Origin of the sequence: Actinosynnema sp. NPDC020468 (assembly GCF_040642015.1) — a bacterium.
Classification (GTDB): domain Bacteria; phylum Actinomycetota; class Actinomycetes; order Mycobacteriales; family Pseudonocardiaceae; genus Actinosynnema.
This window is the reverse complement of the sequence record NZ_JBFAEO010000014.1, coordinates 139,239-154,168: the sequence shown is the minus strand read 5'-3', so window position 1 is coordinate 154,168 and position 14,930 is coordinate 139,239. Positions and strand designations below refer to the sequence as shown.

The window sequence follows — 14,930 nt, the reverse complement described above, 5'->3', positions numbered from 1 at the left end:
CCTGGTGGGACAGGCGTTCCTGGACGGAGCGGTCGTCCGTGTGTGGTGGTAGGCGGACCACGACGTGCAGGCCCGCGGACTACTTGATGCCGAGCTGGGTGCAGGTGGCGGCGAGGTCGGCGACGCAGATGTCCGAGGCCTTGACGAAGCCCGCGTCGGTGACGACCTTGACGTTGTCCTTGGTGATCAGCTGTGCGGTCAGCAGGACGGACTTGACGTCGCGGTTGCCCGTGGAGTCCTTCGTGGTGCCGGTCGCCAGCTTGTCGGCGGCGGCGGTGTCGCCCTTGGCCAGGGCGCCGGCGAGCTTGGCGGCGGCCTGCGCCTCGTCGGCGATCGGCTTGAAGACGGTCATGAACTGGTCGCCGCGCAGGACGGCCTGAAGGCCCTCGGGGGTGGCGTCCTGGCCGGTCACGGGCACCTTGCCGTTCAGGCCGTACTTCTTGAGCACGGTGATCACGGCGCCGGCGAGGCCGTCGTTGGCGGCGACGACGCCGTCCACCTTCTGGCCGTTGCCGGTCAGGATCTGCTCGAAGGTCTGGCCGCCCTTCTGGTTGTCCCAGCCGTCGATGGGCTGCGACTGGACGAGCTTGTAGTCGCCCGAGTCGTACTTCGGCTTGAGGATCTTCTCCTGGCCGTCGTGGAACAGGGTGGCGTTGTTGTCGGTGGGCGCGCCCTCGATCTCGATGACCTCGGCGGGCTTCTTGCCGGGCGCGAGCTTGGTGAGCCCGTCGACCAGGCCCTGGCCCTGGAGCTCGCCGACCTTGGTGTTGTCGAAGGAGACGTAGTACGAGGAGCTGCCGCCGAGGTTGAGCCGGTCGTAGTCGATGACCTGGATGCCCTGGGCCTGGGCCTTCTTCGCGACCGACGCGCCGACCTCGCTGTTGGGGGTGGCGATGATCAGGACCTTGACGCCGGAGTTGATCATGCCGTCGGCGAGGGTGGAGAACTTCTGCACGTCGCCCTGGGCGTTCTGGATGTCCGGGTCGAGGCCCTCGGCCTTGAGCGCCTTCTCCAGGAGGGGCTTGTCGAAGCCCTCCCAGCGCGCCGACGTCGCGGTTTCCGGGAGGATGACGCCGACCTTCGCGCCGCCCGAGCCGCTGGAGTTGGAGCCCGACGTGGGGGTGCTGGAACTGCCCCCCGTGGACGTGTTGGCGCCGCACGCCGTCACGGCAACGGCCAGGCCGGTGCCGACGGCGATCAGGGCGAGGCTCTTGCTGCGCATCCGCCATTCCTTCCACTGCACTGTGTCTGCGCGACGGCAGAGAATGTTGTGGCGCACAACGTATGCCCAGACAAGGGGTGACCGGAACCACACTGGATCGATAAAGTGAGCACGATGCGCTAACGGGGTGGTAACCGAATGGACATACGGCTACGGCGAACGGAGTAGTGCGTCTCCGTCAGGTCACCACGAACGCAGCGTGGCGATCCGCTCTTCGAGCTGCTCGATGCTGGCCATCGCCGTGGGCGGGCCGCCGCAGTACTCGCGCAGCTGGTTGTGAATCTTCCCGTGCGGTTTTTTGGTGCGGTGGTGGTGCATGGCCACCAGCGTGTTCAGCTCCTTGCGCAGCTGCGCGAGCCGTTCCTGCACGTTCGCGGACCGCACCTGGGCGGGCGCGGGAGGTGCCGCGACGGGCCGTTTCGCCGCGTCGACCAGCTGCTGCTCCTGGCGCTGCCGCAGCAGCGCGCGCACCTGGTCGGGCTCCAGCAGACCGGGCAGCCCGAGGTACTCCTGCTCCTCGTCACTGCCCGCGAACGCGGCCGTCCCGAACGACGAGCCGTCGTAGATCACCTGGTCGAGCTCGGCCGAGGCACCCAGCGCGGTGAACGCGCGCTCCTCCTCGCCCGGCTCGTCCTTGACCAGGTTGGCCTGGGCGAGCAGCTCGTCGTCCCAGCCGTCCTTCTCCCGGTGCGGCTTGCCCAGCACGTGGTCGCGCTGCTGCTCCAGCTCGCTCGCCAACCCCAGCAGCACCGGCACGCTCGGCAGGAACACGCTCGCGGTCTCGCCCTTGGCGCGCTGCCGCACGAACCGGCCGACGGCCTGGGCGAAGAACAGCGGCGTGGACGAACTGGTCGCGTACACCCCGACCGCGAGCCTCGGCACGTCGACGCCCTCGGACACCATCCGGACCGCGATCAACCAGCGCTCGTCGGACTTCGCGAACTCGGCGATCCGACCGGACGCCTTCGGGTCGTCGGACAGCACCAGCGTCGCCTCGTGCCCGGTGACCCGGCGCAGGATCTCCGCGTACGCCTTGGCCACCGTCTGGTCGGTCGCGATCACCAGACCGCCCGCGTCCGGCATGCCGCCGTTGCGCAGCTGGGTCAACCGCATGTCTGCGGCCTTGAGCACCGAGGGGACCCACTCGCCGGTCGGGTCCAACGCGACCCGCCACGCCCGCGCGGTCTGCTCCTGGGTCAGCGGCTCGCCCAGCCGGGCGGAGAACTCCTCGCCGGCGCTGGTCCGCCAGCTCGCCTCGCCCGAGTAGGCCAGGAAGATCACCGGCCGGACCACGCCGTCCTTGAGCGCGTCGGAGTAGCCGTAGGAGTGGTCGGCCCGGCTCTTCTGCGTGCCCTCCGGACCGGGCTCGTAGGTGATGAACGGGATCGGCGAGTCGTCGCTGCGGAACGGGGTGCCGGTCAGCGACAGCCGGCGCACGGCCGGGGTGAACGCCTCGCGGATCGCGTCGCCCCAGGACTTGGCGTCGCCGCCGTGGTGGATCTCGTCCAGCAGCACCAGGGTTTTGCGGTTCTCGGTGCGCACCCGGTGCAGCGTCGGGTGCGCGGCGACCTGGGCGTAGGTCAGCGCGACGCCGTGGTAGTCGCGGGAGGTGACCGCGTTGGTGTTGCGGAAGTTCGAGTCGATCGCGATGCCCGCCTCGGCGGCGGCCTGCGCCCACTGGTGCTTGAGGTGCTCGGTCGGCGTGACGACGGTGACCGACTCGATCGTCCGGTCGGCCAGCAGCTCGGCCGCGACCCGCAGGCCGAACGTCGTCTTGCCCGCGCCGGGCGTCGCGACGGCGAGGAAGTCCTTGGGCTTCGCGGCCAGGTACTTCGTCAGCGCGCGCCGTTGCCAGGCGCGCAGGGGACGGGTCGTGGCAGCTTGCGGTCGCGACAACCTCGGAACCCTCCTGCGCTGATCAACGGTGGTGCACATGCGAATGCCCTCGCTGCGGACGACCGTCGAGGGCACCGACAGCCTACCTGTTGCGTCGAACGGGTACTCCGCGCCGATGCCGCGAAATTCGCCCGCATGCACCATGCTTGAGCTTGACATGGTGTCGTCGACCGACTCTGGTGAGCGTGGCGCGTCCCGCCGGGGACCGCTGCGCCTGTTGGCGCGCACGCTCTCGAAAGCCTGGGAGCACAGCATCTTCTCGGAATCGGCCGAGGCCGCGTTCTGGCAGGTGCTCTCGTTCCCGCCGCTGCTGCTGGGACTGCTCGGCTCGCTCGGCTACATCGGCGACTGGCTCGGTCCCGAGATCGTGTCGGCGGTCAAGGACCGGATCATCTCGATCTGCCGGACGATCTTCAGCCCGGACGTGGTCAACGGCGTGATCGCGCCCACCGTCGACCAGATCCTCACCACCGGCAAGGGCGAGATCGTCTCGGTCGGCTTCCTGATCTCGCTGTGGGCGGGCTCGTCGGCGATGTCGTCGTTCGTGGACGCGATCACCGAGGCGCACGACCAGTACGGGGTGCGCAACGAGGTGTGGCAGCGGATCTTCGCGCTGCTGCTGTACGTGGTGTCGCTGGTGGTGCTGATCGTCGGGCTGCCGGTGCTGGCGCTGGGCCCGGACCTGCTGACGGAGCTGTTCCCGACGTCGTGGCAGGACGTGATCGGCAGTTGGCTGTCCGCGTTGTACTACCCCGGCATCGGGGTGCTGCTGGTGCTCGCGCTGGCCACGCTCTACAAGGTGTCGCTGCCGCGCAAGCTGCCGTGGCACCGGCTGGTGCCGGGCGCGATGCTCGCGATGACGGTGTTCCTGCTGTCGTCGGTCGGGCTGCGGCTCTACATCCGGTGGATCACCACGACGGGCTACACCTACGGCGCGCTGGCCACGCCGATCGCGTTCCTGCTGTTCGCCTACTTCATCGGGTTGGCGATCACCATCGGCGCGTACTTCAACGCCTCCGTGCAGGACATGTGGCCCGCGAAGATGACCAGGCGGCAGCGCAGGCGGTGGCGGCGGCTCGAGCTGGAGCGGGCCGCCGAGCGGATCCGCGAGGAGGACGGCGCCGCGGCGCCCGTCGTGACCACGGCGCCCTCGCCCGCGGACACGACCGACACCGTGCGGCTGCCCGTGGCGGAGCGGCCCGAACCGGACCGCCGGGTCAGGGGTGCCTGACCCGGCGGACCCGCGGTGGCCTCAGGAGTCCGAGCCGCCCTTGGGCAGGCCCTCGTAGATCTTCTTGCAGTCCGGGCAGACCGGGGAGCCGGGCTTCGGGGACTTCGTCACCGGGAAGACCTCGCCGCACAGGGCCACCACGTGGGTGCCCATCACGGCCGACTCGGCGATCTTCGCCTTGCGCACGTAGTGGAACATCTTCGGGGAATCGTCCCCGGTGGTGTCCGTGCCCTCGGGCCGCGTGTCGACGTCGGGAAGAGTCTGGGTGCTCACCCATCCAGCGTACCTGGGATGATGCCCCCTCGTGAGCACGCCGAACATCACCGCGGAAGTCCGCGACGCGCTGGCCGACGGCCGGCCGGTCGTGGCGCTGGAGTCGACCATCCTGTCCCACGGGCTGCCCCCGGGCCGCAACCGGGAGGTCGCCGCGCGGCTCGAGCGGGTCATCCGGGACCGGGGCGCGGTGCCCGCGACGATCGCGGTGCTCGGCGGCGTGCCGAAGGTCGGGTTGACCGAGGCCGAGCTGGACCACGTGTGCGATCCGGCGGGCGACCTCGTGAAGCTGTCGCGGCGGGACCTGGGCGCGGCGTACGCGCTGGGTCGGGACGGCGCGACGACCGTGGCCGGCACCGCCACCATCGCCCACCAGGCGGGCATCGGGGTGTTCGCGACCGGCGGGCTCGGCGGCGTGCACCGGGGCGCGCGCGACACGTGGGACGTGTCGGCGGACCTGGACGTGCTGGCGAGCACGCCGGTGCTGGTGGTGTGCTCGGGCGTGAAGTCGATCCTGGACGTCGCCGCGACCCTCGAGCTGTTGGAAACCCGGTCGATCCCGGTGCTCGGCTACCGCGCGGACCGGTTCCCGGCGTTCTACCGGCGCGAGTCGCCCTACGACGTGCCGTGGCGGGTCGAGGACGCGGAGGAGGCGGCGGCCGTGGTCCGGGCGCACCGGACCGTGCCCGGCGGGTCCGGCGTGCTGCTGGCCAACCCGATCGCGCCGGCCGACGAGATGTCCCGGGAGCTGCACGACCGGCTGCTGGCCGAGGGGCTGGACCTGCTGGTCAGGGAGGGTGTGCGCGGCAAGGACGTGACGCCCGCGCTGCTGGAGCACTTCCACCGGGCGTCCGGCGGCGCGAGCCTGGACGCGAACGAGGCGCTGGTGCTGGCCAACGCGGCGCTGGCCGCCGAGGTCGCGGTCGCGCTGTGAGCGGGATCGTGGTGGTCGGCGACGCCGGCCTCGACGTGGTGGCGCGGCACGACGGGCCGATCGTGCACGGCGGCGACTCGCGGGCGCGGGTCACCATCGAGCCCGGTGGCGCGGGCGCGAACACGGCGGTGTGGCTCGCCGCGTGCGGTGCGAACCCGGTGCTGGTCACCAGGGTGGGCGCGGACTCCTCGGGGCGGCAGGTGCACGCCGAGCTGACCTCGCGGGGCGTGCGGTGCGCGTTCGCGGTGGACCCGGACGCGGCGACGTGCTGCGTGGTCGTGCTGGTGGACGAGACGGGTCAGCGCAGCATGCTGCCCGACCGGGGCGCGAACGCCCGCTTCTCCCCCGCCGACCTGGACCCGGGGCTGCTGCGCGACGCGCGGCACCTGCACCTGTCCGGGTACGTGCTGCTGGACGCGTCGTCCCGGCCGGCCGGGCTCGCGGTGCTGGCGGCGGCTCGCGCGGCCGGGTTGACCACGTCGGTCGACCCGCAGTCCGCGGCGTTGATCTACGACGGCTTCCTGGACGACGTGCGCGGGGTCGACGTGCTGCTGCCCAACACCGAGGAACTGGTGGCGCTGACCGGCTCGGCCGAGCCCGCCTCGGCGGCGGCGCTGCTGGACGTGGTGGGCGCGGTGGTGCTGACGGCGGGCGCGGGCGGCGCGTCGTGGGTGGACGGCGACGGCGTCGTGTCGGTGCCGGCCGAACCCGGCGAGTGCGTGGACTCGACCGGCGCGGGCGACGCGTTCGACGCGGGGTTCCTCGCGGCGTGGTTGGCCGGCGCGGGTCGGCGGGACTCGCTGCTCGCGGGCGTGCGGGCGGCGGGTCGGGCGATCGCGGCGGTCGGCGCTCAGCCCTCGATGACCTGACGGTCGCCGTACGCCTCCGGGTTGGAGCGGCGTCAGCACCCGCACAACCCCGCCCCGTTCAGCCCTTGATGGCCTGACGAGCCGCGCGCGTCTCCGGGTCGCGCGGCGTCAGCGCCCGCAACACCGGCCGCTCACCCTCGACGGCCTGGACGGCGGCGTGCGCCTCCGCGCTACGCGCCATCGGGGCCGGCACGACCGGCCCGGTAAGCCCTCGATGACCCGGCGCCTCCGGGTCACGCGGCCTCAGCGCCCGCAACACCGGCCGCTCACCCTCGACGGCCTGGACGGCGGCGTGCGCCTGCGGGCTACGCGCCATCGGGGCCGGCACAACCGCCCCGGTCAGCCCTCGATGACCTGGCGGGCTGCGTGTGCTTCCAGTGCGAGCCGCTCGCGCTCGTGCCGGTTGACGTTCTCGGCCTTGCGCGGCGGGCGGTCGTTGGCGATCAGCACGGCCATCCACGGCAGCGGGATCGACAGCAGGATCAGCGCCAGCGCGAGCCACCACGTCTGGTAGAAGACCATCGCGAGGACGATGCACGGGATGCGCGCGCCCATCATGATCGCGTACTTGCGCTTCCGGGCCGCGTGCTGATCCTCGAAGGAGGGTGCGGCCGCGGTGATGAGCACGGGACCGCGCTCGGGGTTTGCCACGGGACCACCTCCGGCCTCCATCGTCCCACCTCGGCGTTCCCATCACCCGACCGGATGGCGGATTTCTCGCGGGTGACCGTTGCCACGTCCGTACGATTCCGCCCGTGGTGGCCCTGGATCGGCTGGTGGACGTGCTCGGTGGGTTGGGCACGCACCTGAGTTGCGCGCCCCGGGGTCGGGACGTCGAGTTGCGCGGCGTGGCGCTGCACGACCCCGTGGAGCGCACGGCGGCGGCGCCGGACGACGTCCTGCTGGGGTTGGGCGTGCCCTCGGCGGCGGCCGCGGCCAGGCTCGTCGCGGGCACCTCGGCGGCGGCCGTGGTGCTGCACGGCCACCCGCCGCTGGACGAGCGGATCTCGGCCGCGGCCAAGCGGTCCGGCGCGGCGGTGCTGCTGGTCGACCCGGGCGTGCCGTGGGGTCAGCTGGCCAACGTGGCGCAGACGCTGGTGCTCGGCGGTCAGCGCGAGGGCTCCGGCGACCTGTTCGCGGTGGCGGACGCGATCGCGGCGGTGGTCGGGGGGCCGGTGACGATCGAGGACCAGCAGTCCCGCGTGCTGGCGTACTCCTACCGCCAGCAGGGCGTGGACCCGGTGCGGGTGGAGACCATCCTCGGCCGGCGCGTGCCGGAGGAGGCCCGCCGCGCGCTGGACTCCTACGGCGTGTTCACCCACCTGGCCCGCACCGACGAGCCGCTCTTCGTGCCCCGGCTGACCGCGTCGCTCGGCTCGCGCCTGGTGGCGGCGGTCCGCGCGGGCCGCGAACTGCTGGGCTCGGTGTGGGTGGAGGTGGACGACGACGTCGACCGGGCGGGCCGCGCGGCCCTGCTGGACGGCGCCCGGACGGCGGCGCTGCACCTGCTGCGGGCACGCGCGTCGGCGGACCTGGAGCGCCAGGCCGAGGCCGACCTGGTGATCGGGGTGCTGGAGGGCGGCGTGCCCGCGAACCTGGCCCGGCTGGGCCTGCCGGCGGCGGACCTGCGGGTGATCGCCGTGCAGGCGCACGCGGGCGAGGGTGAGCACGGCGCGGCGCTGCTGGCGTTCGAACGGGCCACGTCGGGGTTCGGGTGGTCGCGGCCGGGGCGCAGCGCGTTGTTCGGCAACGTCCTCTACACGGTCCTCCCCTGTGGCGAGGACGCCGCGACGGCGGTCGACTGGGTGGCCGCGCTGCGCCGCGAACTCCCCGCGCAGGCCGTGGTCCAGGCCGGCATCGGCGGTCGCTCGGACGCGGCGGGCCTGCCGGCCTCCCGCAACGAGGCCGACGAGTGCCTGGCCCTGTCGGCGGGCGAACCGGTGGTCTACGACCACGCCTGGGCCCGGGTGCTGCTGCGCCGGCTCGCGACGACGGCCCGGCTGGGCCGGGTGCCGACCCGCAGCCCGGTCGCGGACCTGGTCCGGCACGACGAGGAGACCGGCACGCACTACGCCGAGACGCTGGCCGCGTGGTTGGCGGCGCAGGGCGACTCGCGGGAGGCGGCGCGCACGTTGTCCGTGCACCCGAACACCCTGCGGTACCGGTTGCAGCGGATGGCCGAGGTCACCGCGCTGCCGCTGGACGACCCGGAGCAGCGCCTGGCGATGGCGATCACGCTGGCCGTGACGACGAACCGCTTCTGAGGCCGGCCCGGCTCGCGTGGTTCACCACGGGCCGGTGGGGGACGATGTGCGGGTGCTACCTGATCTTTCGGCCGAAGTGACCAGCCGACTGCGCGAGAGTTTCGAGTCCACCGGCTACGACGCCGACGGGGTCGTGGAGGTGCTGGGCCCGCAGGCCCACGCCGCCCTGGGCCGGGGTGAGCCGGAACCCGGCCGGCGGGCCGCCGCCGACGCCGGGACCCTGGGCACGCTGGTGCGCCTGTTCCTGCTGGGCGACCCCGCCACCCGCACCGAGGTCGACGCCGCGTTCAAGGGGTTCGCGGTCGACGACGCGGTGGCGGCCGGGGTGCTGCGGGCCGACGGCGAGTCGTTCCGGGCCGGCCTGGACATCCGCCCGTACGGCGACGACGAGGGCTCCTGGTGGGTGATCGCCGACCTCGACTCCGACCAGCGGGGCGGCCCGGTGCCCGCCGACCACGTGCTGGGCGTGGGCCACGCGTCGATCAGCCTGGCCAGGGCGACCTCCCGGCGCGCCGTGGGCACCCTGCTGGACCTCGGCACGGGCTGCGGCGTGCAGGCGTTGCACGCGAGCAGGCACGCCGGCCGGATCACCGCGACCGACCTGTCGGAGCGGGCGCTGGCGCTGGCCCGGGGCACGTTCCTGATCAACGGGCTGGACGTGACGACCGCGCGGGGCGAGTGGTTCGGTCCGGTGCGCGGCCGGCGGTTCGACCAGGTGGTGTGCAACCCGCCGTTCGTCGTCGGGCCGCCCCGGGTCGACTACACCTACCGGGACTCGGGCCTCGCGGGCGACGACGCGAGCGCCCTGGTCGTCCGGCAGATGCCCGCGTTCCTCAACGAGAACGGCGTGGGGCAGCTGCTCGCGAGCTGGGTGCACCGGCGCGGCGAGGACTGGGCCGACCGGGTCGCCGGGTGGCTGCCCAAGGGCGGCGTCGACGCGTGGTTCGTGCAGCGCGACGTCGCCGACCCGGCCCTGTACGTCGGCACCTGGCTGCGCGACGCGGGCGTGGACCCGCGCGGCCCGGAGGGTCGGGCCAAGGCGTCCGCGTGGTTGGACTGGTTCGCGGAGAACGACGTCGAGGGCATCGGGTTCGGCTTCGTCACGCTGCGCCGCACCGACACCGAGCACCCCGAGGTGGTGTGCGAGGACCTGCGCCACGCCTACGACGACCCGTTGGGCCCGGAAACCGGCGCGTGGCTCGACCGGGTGGCCTGGCTGCGCGCCAACGGCAGCGCGGAGAAGTTGCTGGCGACCCGGTTCGCGGTGCCGGACACGGTGGTGCTGGAGGACGTGTCCGCGCCCGCCGACGAGGGCTGGGAGTCGGTCGTGCGGCGGCTGCACCGCACCGACGGACCCGGCTGGCAGCACGAGCTGGACGAGGTCGCCACGGCGCTGCTGGCGGGCTGCCGCGGCGTGCTGACGCTGGAAGACCTGATCACGCTGCTGGCCTACGCGCACGACCTGCCGCAGGAGCCGCTGACCGAGGCCGCGCTGGGCGTGGTCCGGGACCTGGTGCGGCACGGGATGGTCGTCCCGGCGTGAGAGCGGTGGTGACGAGGGTCACGGAGGCGAGCGTGACCGTCGACGGCGAGGTGGTCGGGTCGATCGACGAGCCCGGCCTCCTCGTCCTGCTCGGCGTGCACGTGGACGACGACGGGGCCAAGCCGGCGCTGATGGCCCGCAAGCTGCACGAGCTGCGCGTGCTGCGGGACGAGGAGTCCTGCGCGACCACGGGCGCGCCGCTGCTCGTGGTCAGCCAGTTCACCCTGTACGGCGAGACGCGCAAAGGGAGGCGTCCGTCGTGGTCGGCGGCGGCGCGGCCCGAACACGCCGAACCGTTGGTCGACGCGGTCGTGCGGGAACTGCGCCACAAGGGCGCAAGAGTGGAAACCGGTCGCTTCCGGGCGATGATGTCCGTGCGCAGCGTGAACGACGGTCCGTTCACCGTGTTGGTCGAACTCTAGGTCCTTCTCAGCCAATCCTCAGGATTCCCCGCGCAACCGCTGTGACGGCAGTGACGTCTTCCAAGTCGAGGGAAGCGGGAACCATTTCGCACCACGCGACGTTTCCCCAAGTGTCCAGCCAAGCAGGCGGATGGATCGCCGAAAGCCGCGCAACGCAGCGCGGGCGTGTGACGCGACCGCAGCCCGCGACCAAGGGGGAGGGAAGCTCCATGACCGTCCCGAAGATCCTCGACCGCGAGGTCGGGTACGAGACGACGACCGCGACCAACGCCGAGTTGGACCTGGACGCCCAGGGCCCGGCGGCCGACCTCGTTCGGGTCTACCTGAACGGGATCGGCAAGACAGCGCTGCTCACCGCCGCGCAGGAGGTGGAGCTGGCCAAGCGCATCGAGGCCGGCGTCTTCGCGCAGCACATGCTCGAAACCACACCCGGCCTGTCCGAGGTGCGGCGGGGCGAACTGCGCGCGTTGATCCGCGACGGCCACGTGGCGAAGAACCACCTCCTTGAAGCGAATCTCCGACTGGTCGTTTCGCTGGCGAAGCGGTACACCGGTCGTGGAATGCCACTGCTCGACCTGATCCAGGAAGGCAACCTGGGCTTGATCCGCGCGGTGGAGAAGTTCGACTACACCAAGGGTTTCAAGTTCTCCACCTATGCCACGTGGTGGATCAGGCAGGCGATCACCCGCGGAATGGCGGACCAGGGTCGCACCATCCGCCTTCCCGTCCACCTCGTGGAACAGGTGAACAAGCTCGCGCGGATCAAGCGCGACCTGCACCAGCAGTTGGGTCGGGAAGCGACCACCGAGGAACTCGCCCGCGAATCCGGACTCACCCCGGAAAAGGTCGCGGACCTTCTCGACCACGCGCGTGATCCGGTAAGTCTGGACATGCCCGTCGGCGCCGAGGAAGACGCGCCGCTGGGCGACTTCATCGAGGACTCGGACGCCACCGACGCGGAGAGCGCGGTCATCTCCGGGCTCCTCCAGGACGACCTCCGCCGGGTGCTGGCGACGCTGGAACCGCGTGAGCAGGCGGTGATCCGGCTGCGCTACGGCCTGGAGGACGGTCAGCCGCGCACCCTGGACCAGATCGGCAAGCAGTTCGGCCTGTCCCGCGAACGGGTGCGGCAGATCGAGCGCGAGGTCATGTCCAAGCTGCGCCAAGGGGAAAGGGCCGCGAAGCTGCGGGCCTACGCCAGCTGAGACGCGGGTCACCCGTTCAGCCGGGTTGACTTGTGACGCGCCTCACGGCACGGTCGTGCGTTACACGAACCACGCGACTCCCCCACCGATTTCGGTGGGGGAAGTCGCACGCTGAGGAAGGTCGGGGCGGTCGGGGGCCGGCCCGGCCTTCCGCGTTTCCGGGTTCGAACGCCGCAATTCGCACCGCTTTCGGGTGTGGGAACGACTTCCGGCCGTCGGCGGGCCGCGATCTCCCCGTCCGACCGGTGTGCCGTATTGCACTCGCCGGTTCTCGGCCGGCACGACATGAATCACACCGCGCGGTGCGCACGAAACTCCCGGGGCGGTATAGGTTCGGCGGAACCCGAACGCGCGCAAGGGAGCCCGCGACGTGCCCGCCACCACCACGTTCCAGTACAGCGACGTCCTGCCGTTGGCCAAGGACACCCACACCGAGTACCGCCTGGTCTCACCGGACGGCGTCTCGGTGGTCGAGGCCGCCGGTCGGACGTTCCTCCAGGTCGAGCCCGCGACACTGACCCTGCTCGCCAAAGAGGCGATCCGGGACATCCAGCACCTGCTGCGGTCCTCGCACCTCGCCCAGTTGCGCGCGATCGTCGACGACCCGGAGGCCAGCGGCAACGACCGGTTCGTCGCGATGGACCTGCTGCGCAACGCGTGCATCGCCGCCGGCGGCGTGCTGCCGATGTGCCAGGACACCGGCACCGCGATCGTCATGGGCAAGCGCACCGAGTCGGTGCTGACCGGCGGCACGGACGAGGAAGCCCTGTCGCGCGGCATCTTCGAGGCCTACCAGGAGTTGAACCTGCGCTACTCGCAGATGGCGCCGGTCACGTTCTGGGACGAGAAGAACACCGGCAGCAACCTGCCCGCGCAGATCGACCTGTTCACCGCGCCCGGCACGGAGCCGAAGTACGAGTTCCTGTTCATGGCCAAGGGCGGTGGCTCGGCCAACAAGACGTTCCTCTACCAGGAGACCAAGGCGCTGCTGAACCCGGCGCGGCTGGCCCGGTTCCTGGACGAGAAGCTGCGCTCGCTCGGCACCGCCGCCTGCCCCCCGTACCACCTCGCGGTGGTCGTCGGCGGGTTGTCGGCGGAGCAGAACCTGAAGACCGCGAAGCTCGCGTCGGCGCGGTACCTGGACGGACTGCCGACCGAGGGCTCGCCGCTCGGGCACGCGTTCCGGGACGTCGACCTCGAGCAGCAGGTGCTCGAGCTGACCCGGAACTTCGGCATCGGCGCGCAGTTCGGCGGCAAGTACTTCTGCCACGACGTGCGGGTGATCCGGTTGCCGCGGCACGGCGCGTCCTGCCCGGTCGGCATCGCCGTGTCGTGCTCGGCGGACCGGCAGGCCAAGGCGAAGATCACGCCCGAGGGCGTGTTCCTGGAGCAGTTGGAGCGGGACCCGGCGCACTTCCTGCCCGAGGTGACCGACGAGCACCTGTCCGACGAGGTCGTGCGGATCGACCTGACCCGGCCGATGGCGGAGATCCGGTCCGCGCTGTCCGCGCTGCCGGTGAAGACGCGGGTGTCGCTGACCGGTCCGCTGGTGGTGGCGCGGGACATCGCGCACGCCAAGATCAAGGAGCGGCTGGACGCCGGCGAGGGCATGCCGCAGTACCTGAAGGACCACCCGGTGTACTACGCCGGTCCGGCCAAAACCCCCGAGGGGTACGCCTCGGGCTCGTTCGGGCCGACGACCGCGGGCCGGATGGACTCCTACGTCGAGCAGTTCCAGGCGGCCGGCGGGTCGCTCGTGATGCTGGCCAAGGGCAACCGGTCGGGTCAGGTGACGTCGGCGTGCGCCACGCACGGCGGGTTCTACCTGGGTTCGATCGGCGGACCGGCGGCGCGGCTCGCGCAGGACTGCATCCGCAAGGTCGAGGTGCTGGAGTACGCCGAGCTCGGCATGGAGGCCGTGTGGCGGATCGAGGTGGAGGACTTCCCGGCGTTCGTCGTGGTCGACGACAAGGGGAACGACTTCTTCGCCGAGACCTCCGCGCCGACGTTGCAGATCTCGTTCCGGAAGTAGCCGCCCTCAGCGCTGCTCTCGGACGTCCAGCGCCAGTCGGCGGGCGCCGAGCGGGGCGTCGAGGACGACGTCCACCGGTATCGCCGGGTTGTCGTCGGTGCACCGGCCGTCGGGCGGGGTGACGCGGGTGGTCACCAGGGCCAACGTGACCCGGTCGGCGGTCTGGGCGGTGATCCCGACGCTCGCGACGCGGCAGCCGCCGCCCTTCACCGGGACCTGGAGGGTGCGCCCGTCCGGGGACGCGGTGATCACACGCCGGTCGTCGGGTGGGTCGACCTGCGCCGCCGGGACCCTGGTCGCCGAGGGCAGCGGTGCCGCCCGGGACTGCGGGGTGGGTTTCGCCGGGCCGGCCGCGGACGTGCCGGACGGGGTGGGCGCGTCGGACGGGGCGGGCGCGGTGCAGGCGGTGAGCGCCAAGGCGATCGCGAGCGCGGCGAGGGGTTTCACGACCGTAGGACGGAACGGGCGGTGACCGGGGTTGCCGCCCGGCCGGCTCCGCCGCGGAGCCGGCCGGACCGGGTACTACTTGGTGTCCTGGCGCTGGGTCAGCTCGACCGAGCGGTTGCCCAGCGGCGCGTCGAGCTTCGCGGTCAGCGGCGGGAAGCGGATGTCCATCGTGCAGACCTTCTGGTCCGCGGGCAGCGTTTCCACCAGCACGACCTTCACCACCTGCGGGCCCTGCTCGGCCACCTCGACACTGGCCTTGCTGCAACCGCCCTCCTGACCGATCACCCCGAGGACGGTGCCGTCGCCCTCGGTCCACACCGCCTTCGGCGCGTCCTCGGGCAGGGCGGCCGCGTTCACCTTGGTCTTGGGCACCTCCGTGCCGCCCGGCGGCACCGGGCTGTCGAAGCTGGGTTCCGGGGATCCGGACGGTGGCGCGGACGACGACGCCGTGGTCAGCGTCGGACCCGCGCCCACACCCGCGGGTTGGGATGACGCGCAGGCGGTCAGGCCGAAGATCACCAACGCACCGACGCCGACAGCGGTTCCTAGGCTCCTCATGTGTTGGGGACGGAACGGACGCCGAGTACGGTTG

The 14,930-nt window shown here is 72.1% G+C and carries 15 protein-coding genes; 8 read left to right on the top strand and 7 right to left on the bottom strand.

The window, feature by feature from the left end; genetic code table 11:
• Positions 1–79: 79 nt before the first annotated feature.
• Both AB0G50_RS13320 and AB0G50_RS13315 read right to left on the bottom strand, forming a co-directional pair.
• The gene (locus AB0G50_RS13320; RefSeq protein ID WP_360106568.1) at positions 80–1,222 is read right to left on the bottom strand and encodes a substrate-binding domain-containing protein; all 1,143 of its coding nucleotides are present in this window, start codon (positions 1,220–1,222) and stop codon (positions 80–82) included.
• A gap of 183 nt (positions 1,223–1,405) precedes the next feature.
• Entirely contained in the window at positions 1,406–3,157 is a 1,752-nt protein-coding gene (locus tag AB0G50_RS13315) for a DEAD/DEAH box helicase (RefSeq protein ID WP_360106565.1), read from the bottom strand.
• Between the two features lie 103 nt (positions 3,158–3,260).
• On the opposite strand from AB0G50_RS13315, the gene AB0G50_RS13310 reads away from it, so the two are divergent.
• Positions 3,261–4,349, top strand: a complete 1,089-nt coding sequence (locus AB0G50_RS13310; RefSeq protein WP_360106562.1) for a YihY/virulence factor BrkB family protein — start codon at positions 3,261–3,263, stop codon at positions 4,347–4,349.
• Between the two features lie 21 nt (positions 4,350–4,370).
• Here the strand turns inward: AB0G50_RS13310 and AB0G50_RS13305 are convergent, their stop codons facing one another.
• On the bottom strand, positions 4,371–4,622 hold the full coding sequence (locus tag AB0G50_RS13305; protein ID WP_360106559.1) for a DUF3039 domain-containing protein: 252 nt from the start codon (positions 4,620–4,622) through the stop codon (positions 4,371–4,373).
• Positions 4,623–4,653: 31 nt separating this feature from the next.
• Between AB0G50_RS13305 and AB0G50_RS13300 the strand changes: the two genes are divergently transcribed.
• Together AB0G50_RS13300 and AB0G50_RS13295 are read left to right on the top strand one after the other, a co-directional pair.
• Positions 4,654–5,556, top strand: coding sequence for a pseudouridine-5'-phosphate glycosidase (locus AB0G50_RS13300; protein WP_360106556.1), 903 nt, complete (start codon positions 4,654–4,656; stop codon positions 5,554–5,556).
• The gene (locus AB0G50_RS13295; protein ID WP_360106553.1) at positions 5,553–6,425 is read left to right on the top strand and encodes a PfkB family carbohydrate kinase; all 873 of its coding nucleotides are present in this window, start codon (positions 5,553–5,555) and stop codon (positions 6,423–6,425) included. Before AB0G50_RS13300 ends, AB0G50_RS13295 begins: the two co-directional genes overlap by 4 nt.
• A gap of 58 nt (positions 6,426–6,483) precedes the next feature.
• On the opposite strand, the gene AB0G50_RS13290 is transcribed toward AB0G50_RS13295, so the two are convergent.
• Positions 6,484–6,606 (bottom strand): hypothetical protein, encoded by a 123-nt coding sequence (locus AB0G50_RS13290; protein ID WP_360106550.1) that lies wholly within the window; start codon positions 6,604–6,606, stop codon positions 6,484–6,486.
• 158 nt (positions 6,607–6,764) lie between these two features.
• Entirely contained in the window at positions 6,765–7,097 is a 333-nt protein-coding gene (locus AB0G50_RS13285) for a DUF3099 domain-containing protein (RefSeq protein WP_360106547.1), read from the bottom strand.
• Between the two features lie 83 nt (positions 7,098–7,180).
• On the opposite strand from AB0G50_RS13285, the gene AB0G50_RS13280 reads away from it, so the two are divergent.
• The 5 genes from AB0G50_RS13280 to AB0G50_RS13260 all read left to right on the top strand — a co-directional run bounded on the left by AB0G50_RS13280 (position 7,181) and on the right by AB0G50_RS13260 (position 13,891).
• Entirely contained in the window at positions 7,181–8,689 is a 1,509-nt protein-coding gene (locus AB0G50_RS13280; RefSeq protein ID WP_360106544.1) for a helix-turn-helix domain-containing protein, read from the top strand.
• A gap of 52 nt (positions 8,690–8,741) precedes the next feature.
• Positions 8,742–10,232, top strand: coding sequence for a methyltransferase (locus tag AB0G50_RS13275; protein ID WP_360106541.1), 1,491 nt, complete (start codon positions 8,742–8,744; stop codon positions 10,230–10,232).
• Entirely contained in the window at positions 10,229–10,654 is a 426-nt protein-coding gene (gene dtd / locus AB0G50_RS13270) for a D-aminoacyl-tRNA deacylase (protein ID WP_360106538.1), read from the top strand. Before AB0G50_RS13275 ends, dtd begins: the two co-directional genes overlap by 4 nt.
• Before the next feature lie 209 nt (positions 10,655–10,863).
• A complete protein-coding gene (locus AB0G50_RS13265) occupies positions 10,864–11,859 on the top strand; it encodes a sigma-70 family RNA polymerase sigma factor (RefSeq protein WP_360106535.1) in 996 nt (331 codons plus the stop codon).
• 370 nt (positions 11,860–12,229) lie between these two features.
• Positions 12,230–13,891, top strand: coding sequence for a fumarate hydratase (locus tag AB0G50_RS13260; protein ID WP_360106532.1), 1,662 nt, complete (start codon positions 12,230–12,232; stop codon positions 13,889–13,891).
• A gap of 6 nt (positions 13,892–13,897) precedes the next feature.
• On the opposite strand, the gene AB0G50_RS13255 is transcribed toward AB0G50_RS13260, so the two are convergent.
• Both AB0G50_RS13255 and AB0G50_RS13250 read right to left on the bottom strand, forming a co-directional pair.
• Positions 13,898–14,338: a hypothetical protein gene (locus AB0G50_RS13255; RefSeq protein ID WP_360106529.1), complete on the bottom strand. Its 441-nt coding sequence runs from the start codon at positions 14,336–14,338 to the stop codon at positions 13,898–13,900.
• A 75-nt stretch (positions 14,339–14,413) separates the two neighbouring features.
• The gene (locus AB0G50_RS13250; RefSeq protein WP_360106526.1) at positions 14,414–14,896 is read right to left on the bottom strand and encodes a hypothetical protein; all 483 of its coding nucleotides are present in this window, start codon (positions 14,894–14,896) and stop codon (positions 14,414–14,416) included.
• Positions 14,897–14,930: the final 34 nt, after the last annotated feature.

Coding starts and splice junctions, on each gene's coding strand:
- AB0G50_RS13320 (WP_360106568.1), bottom strand. CDS start 1,222: ATGCGCAGCAAGAGCCTCGCCCTGATCGCCGTCGGCACCGGCCTGGCC.
- AB0G50_RS13315 (WP_360106565.1), bottom strand. CDS start 3,157: ATGTGCACCACCGTTGATCAGCGCAGGAGGGTTCCGAGGTTGTCGCGA.
- AB0G50_RS13310 (WP_360106562.1), top strand. CDS start 3,261: ATGCTTGAGCTTGACATGGTGTCGTCGACCGACTCTGGTGAGCGTGGC.
- AB0G50_RS13290 (WP_360106550.1), bottom strand. CDS start 6,606: ATGGCGCGTAGCGCGGAGGCGCACGCCGCCGTCCAGGCCGTCGAGGGT.
- AB0G50_RS13285 (WP_360106547.1), bottom strand. CDS start 7,097: ATGGAGGCCGGAGGTGGTCCCGTGGCAAACCCCGAGCGCGGTCCCGTG.
- AB0G50_RS13265 (WP_360106535.1), top strand. CDS start 10,864: ATGACCGTCCCGAAGATCCTCGACCGCGAGGTCGGGTACGAGACGACG.
- AB0G50_RS13250 (WP_360106526.1), bottom strand. CDS start 14,896: ATGAGGAGCCTAGGAACCGCTGTCGGCGTCGGTGCGTTGGTGATCTTC.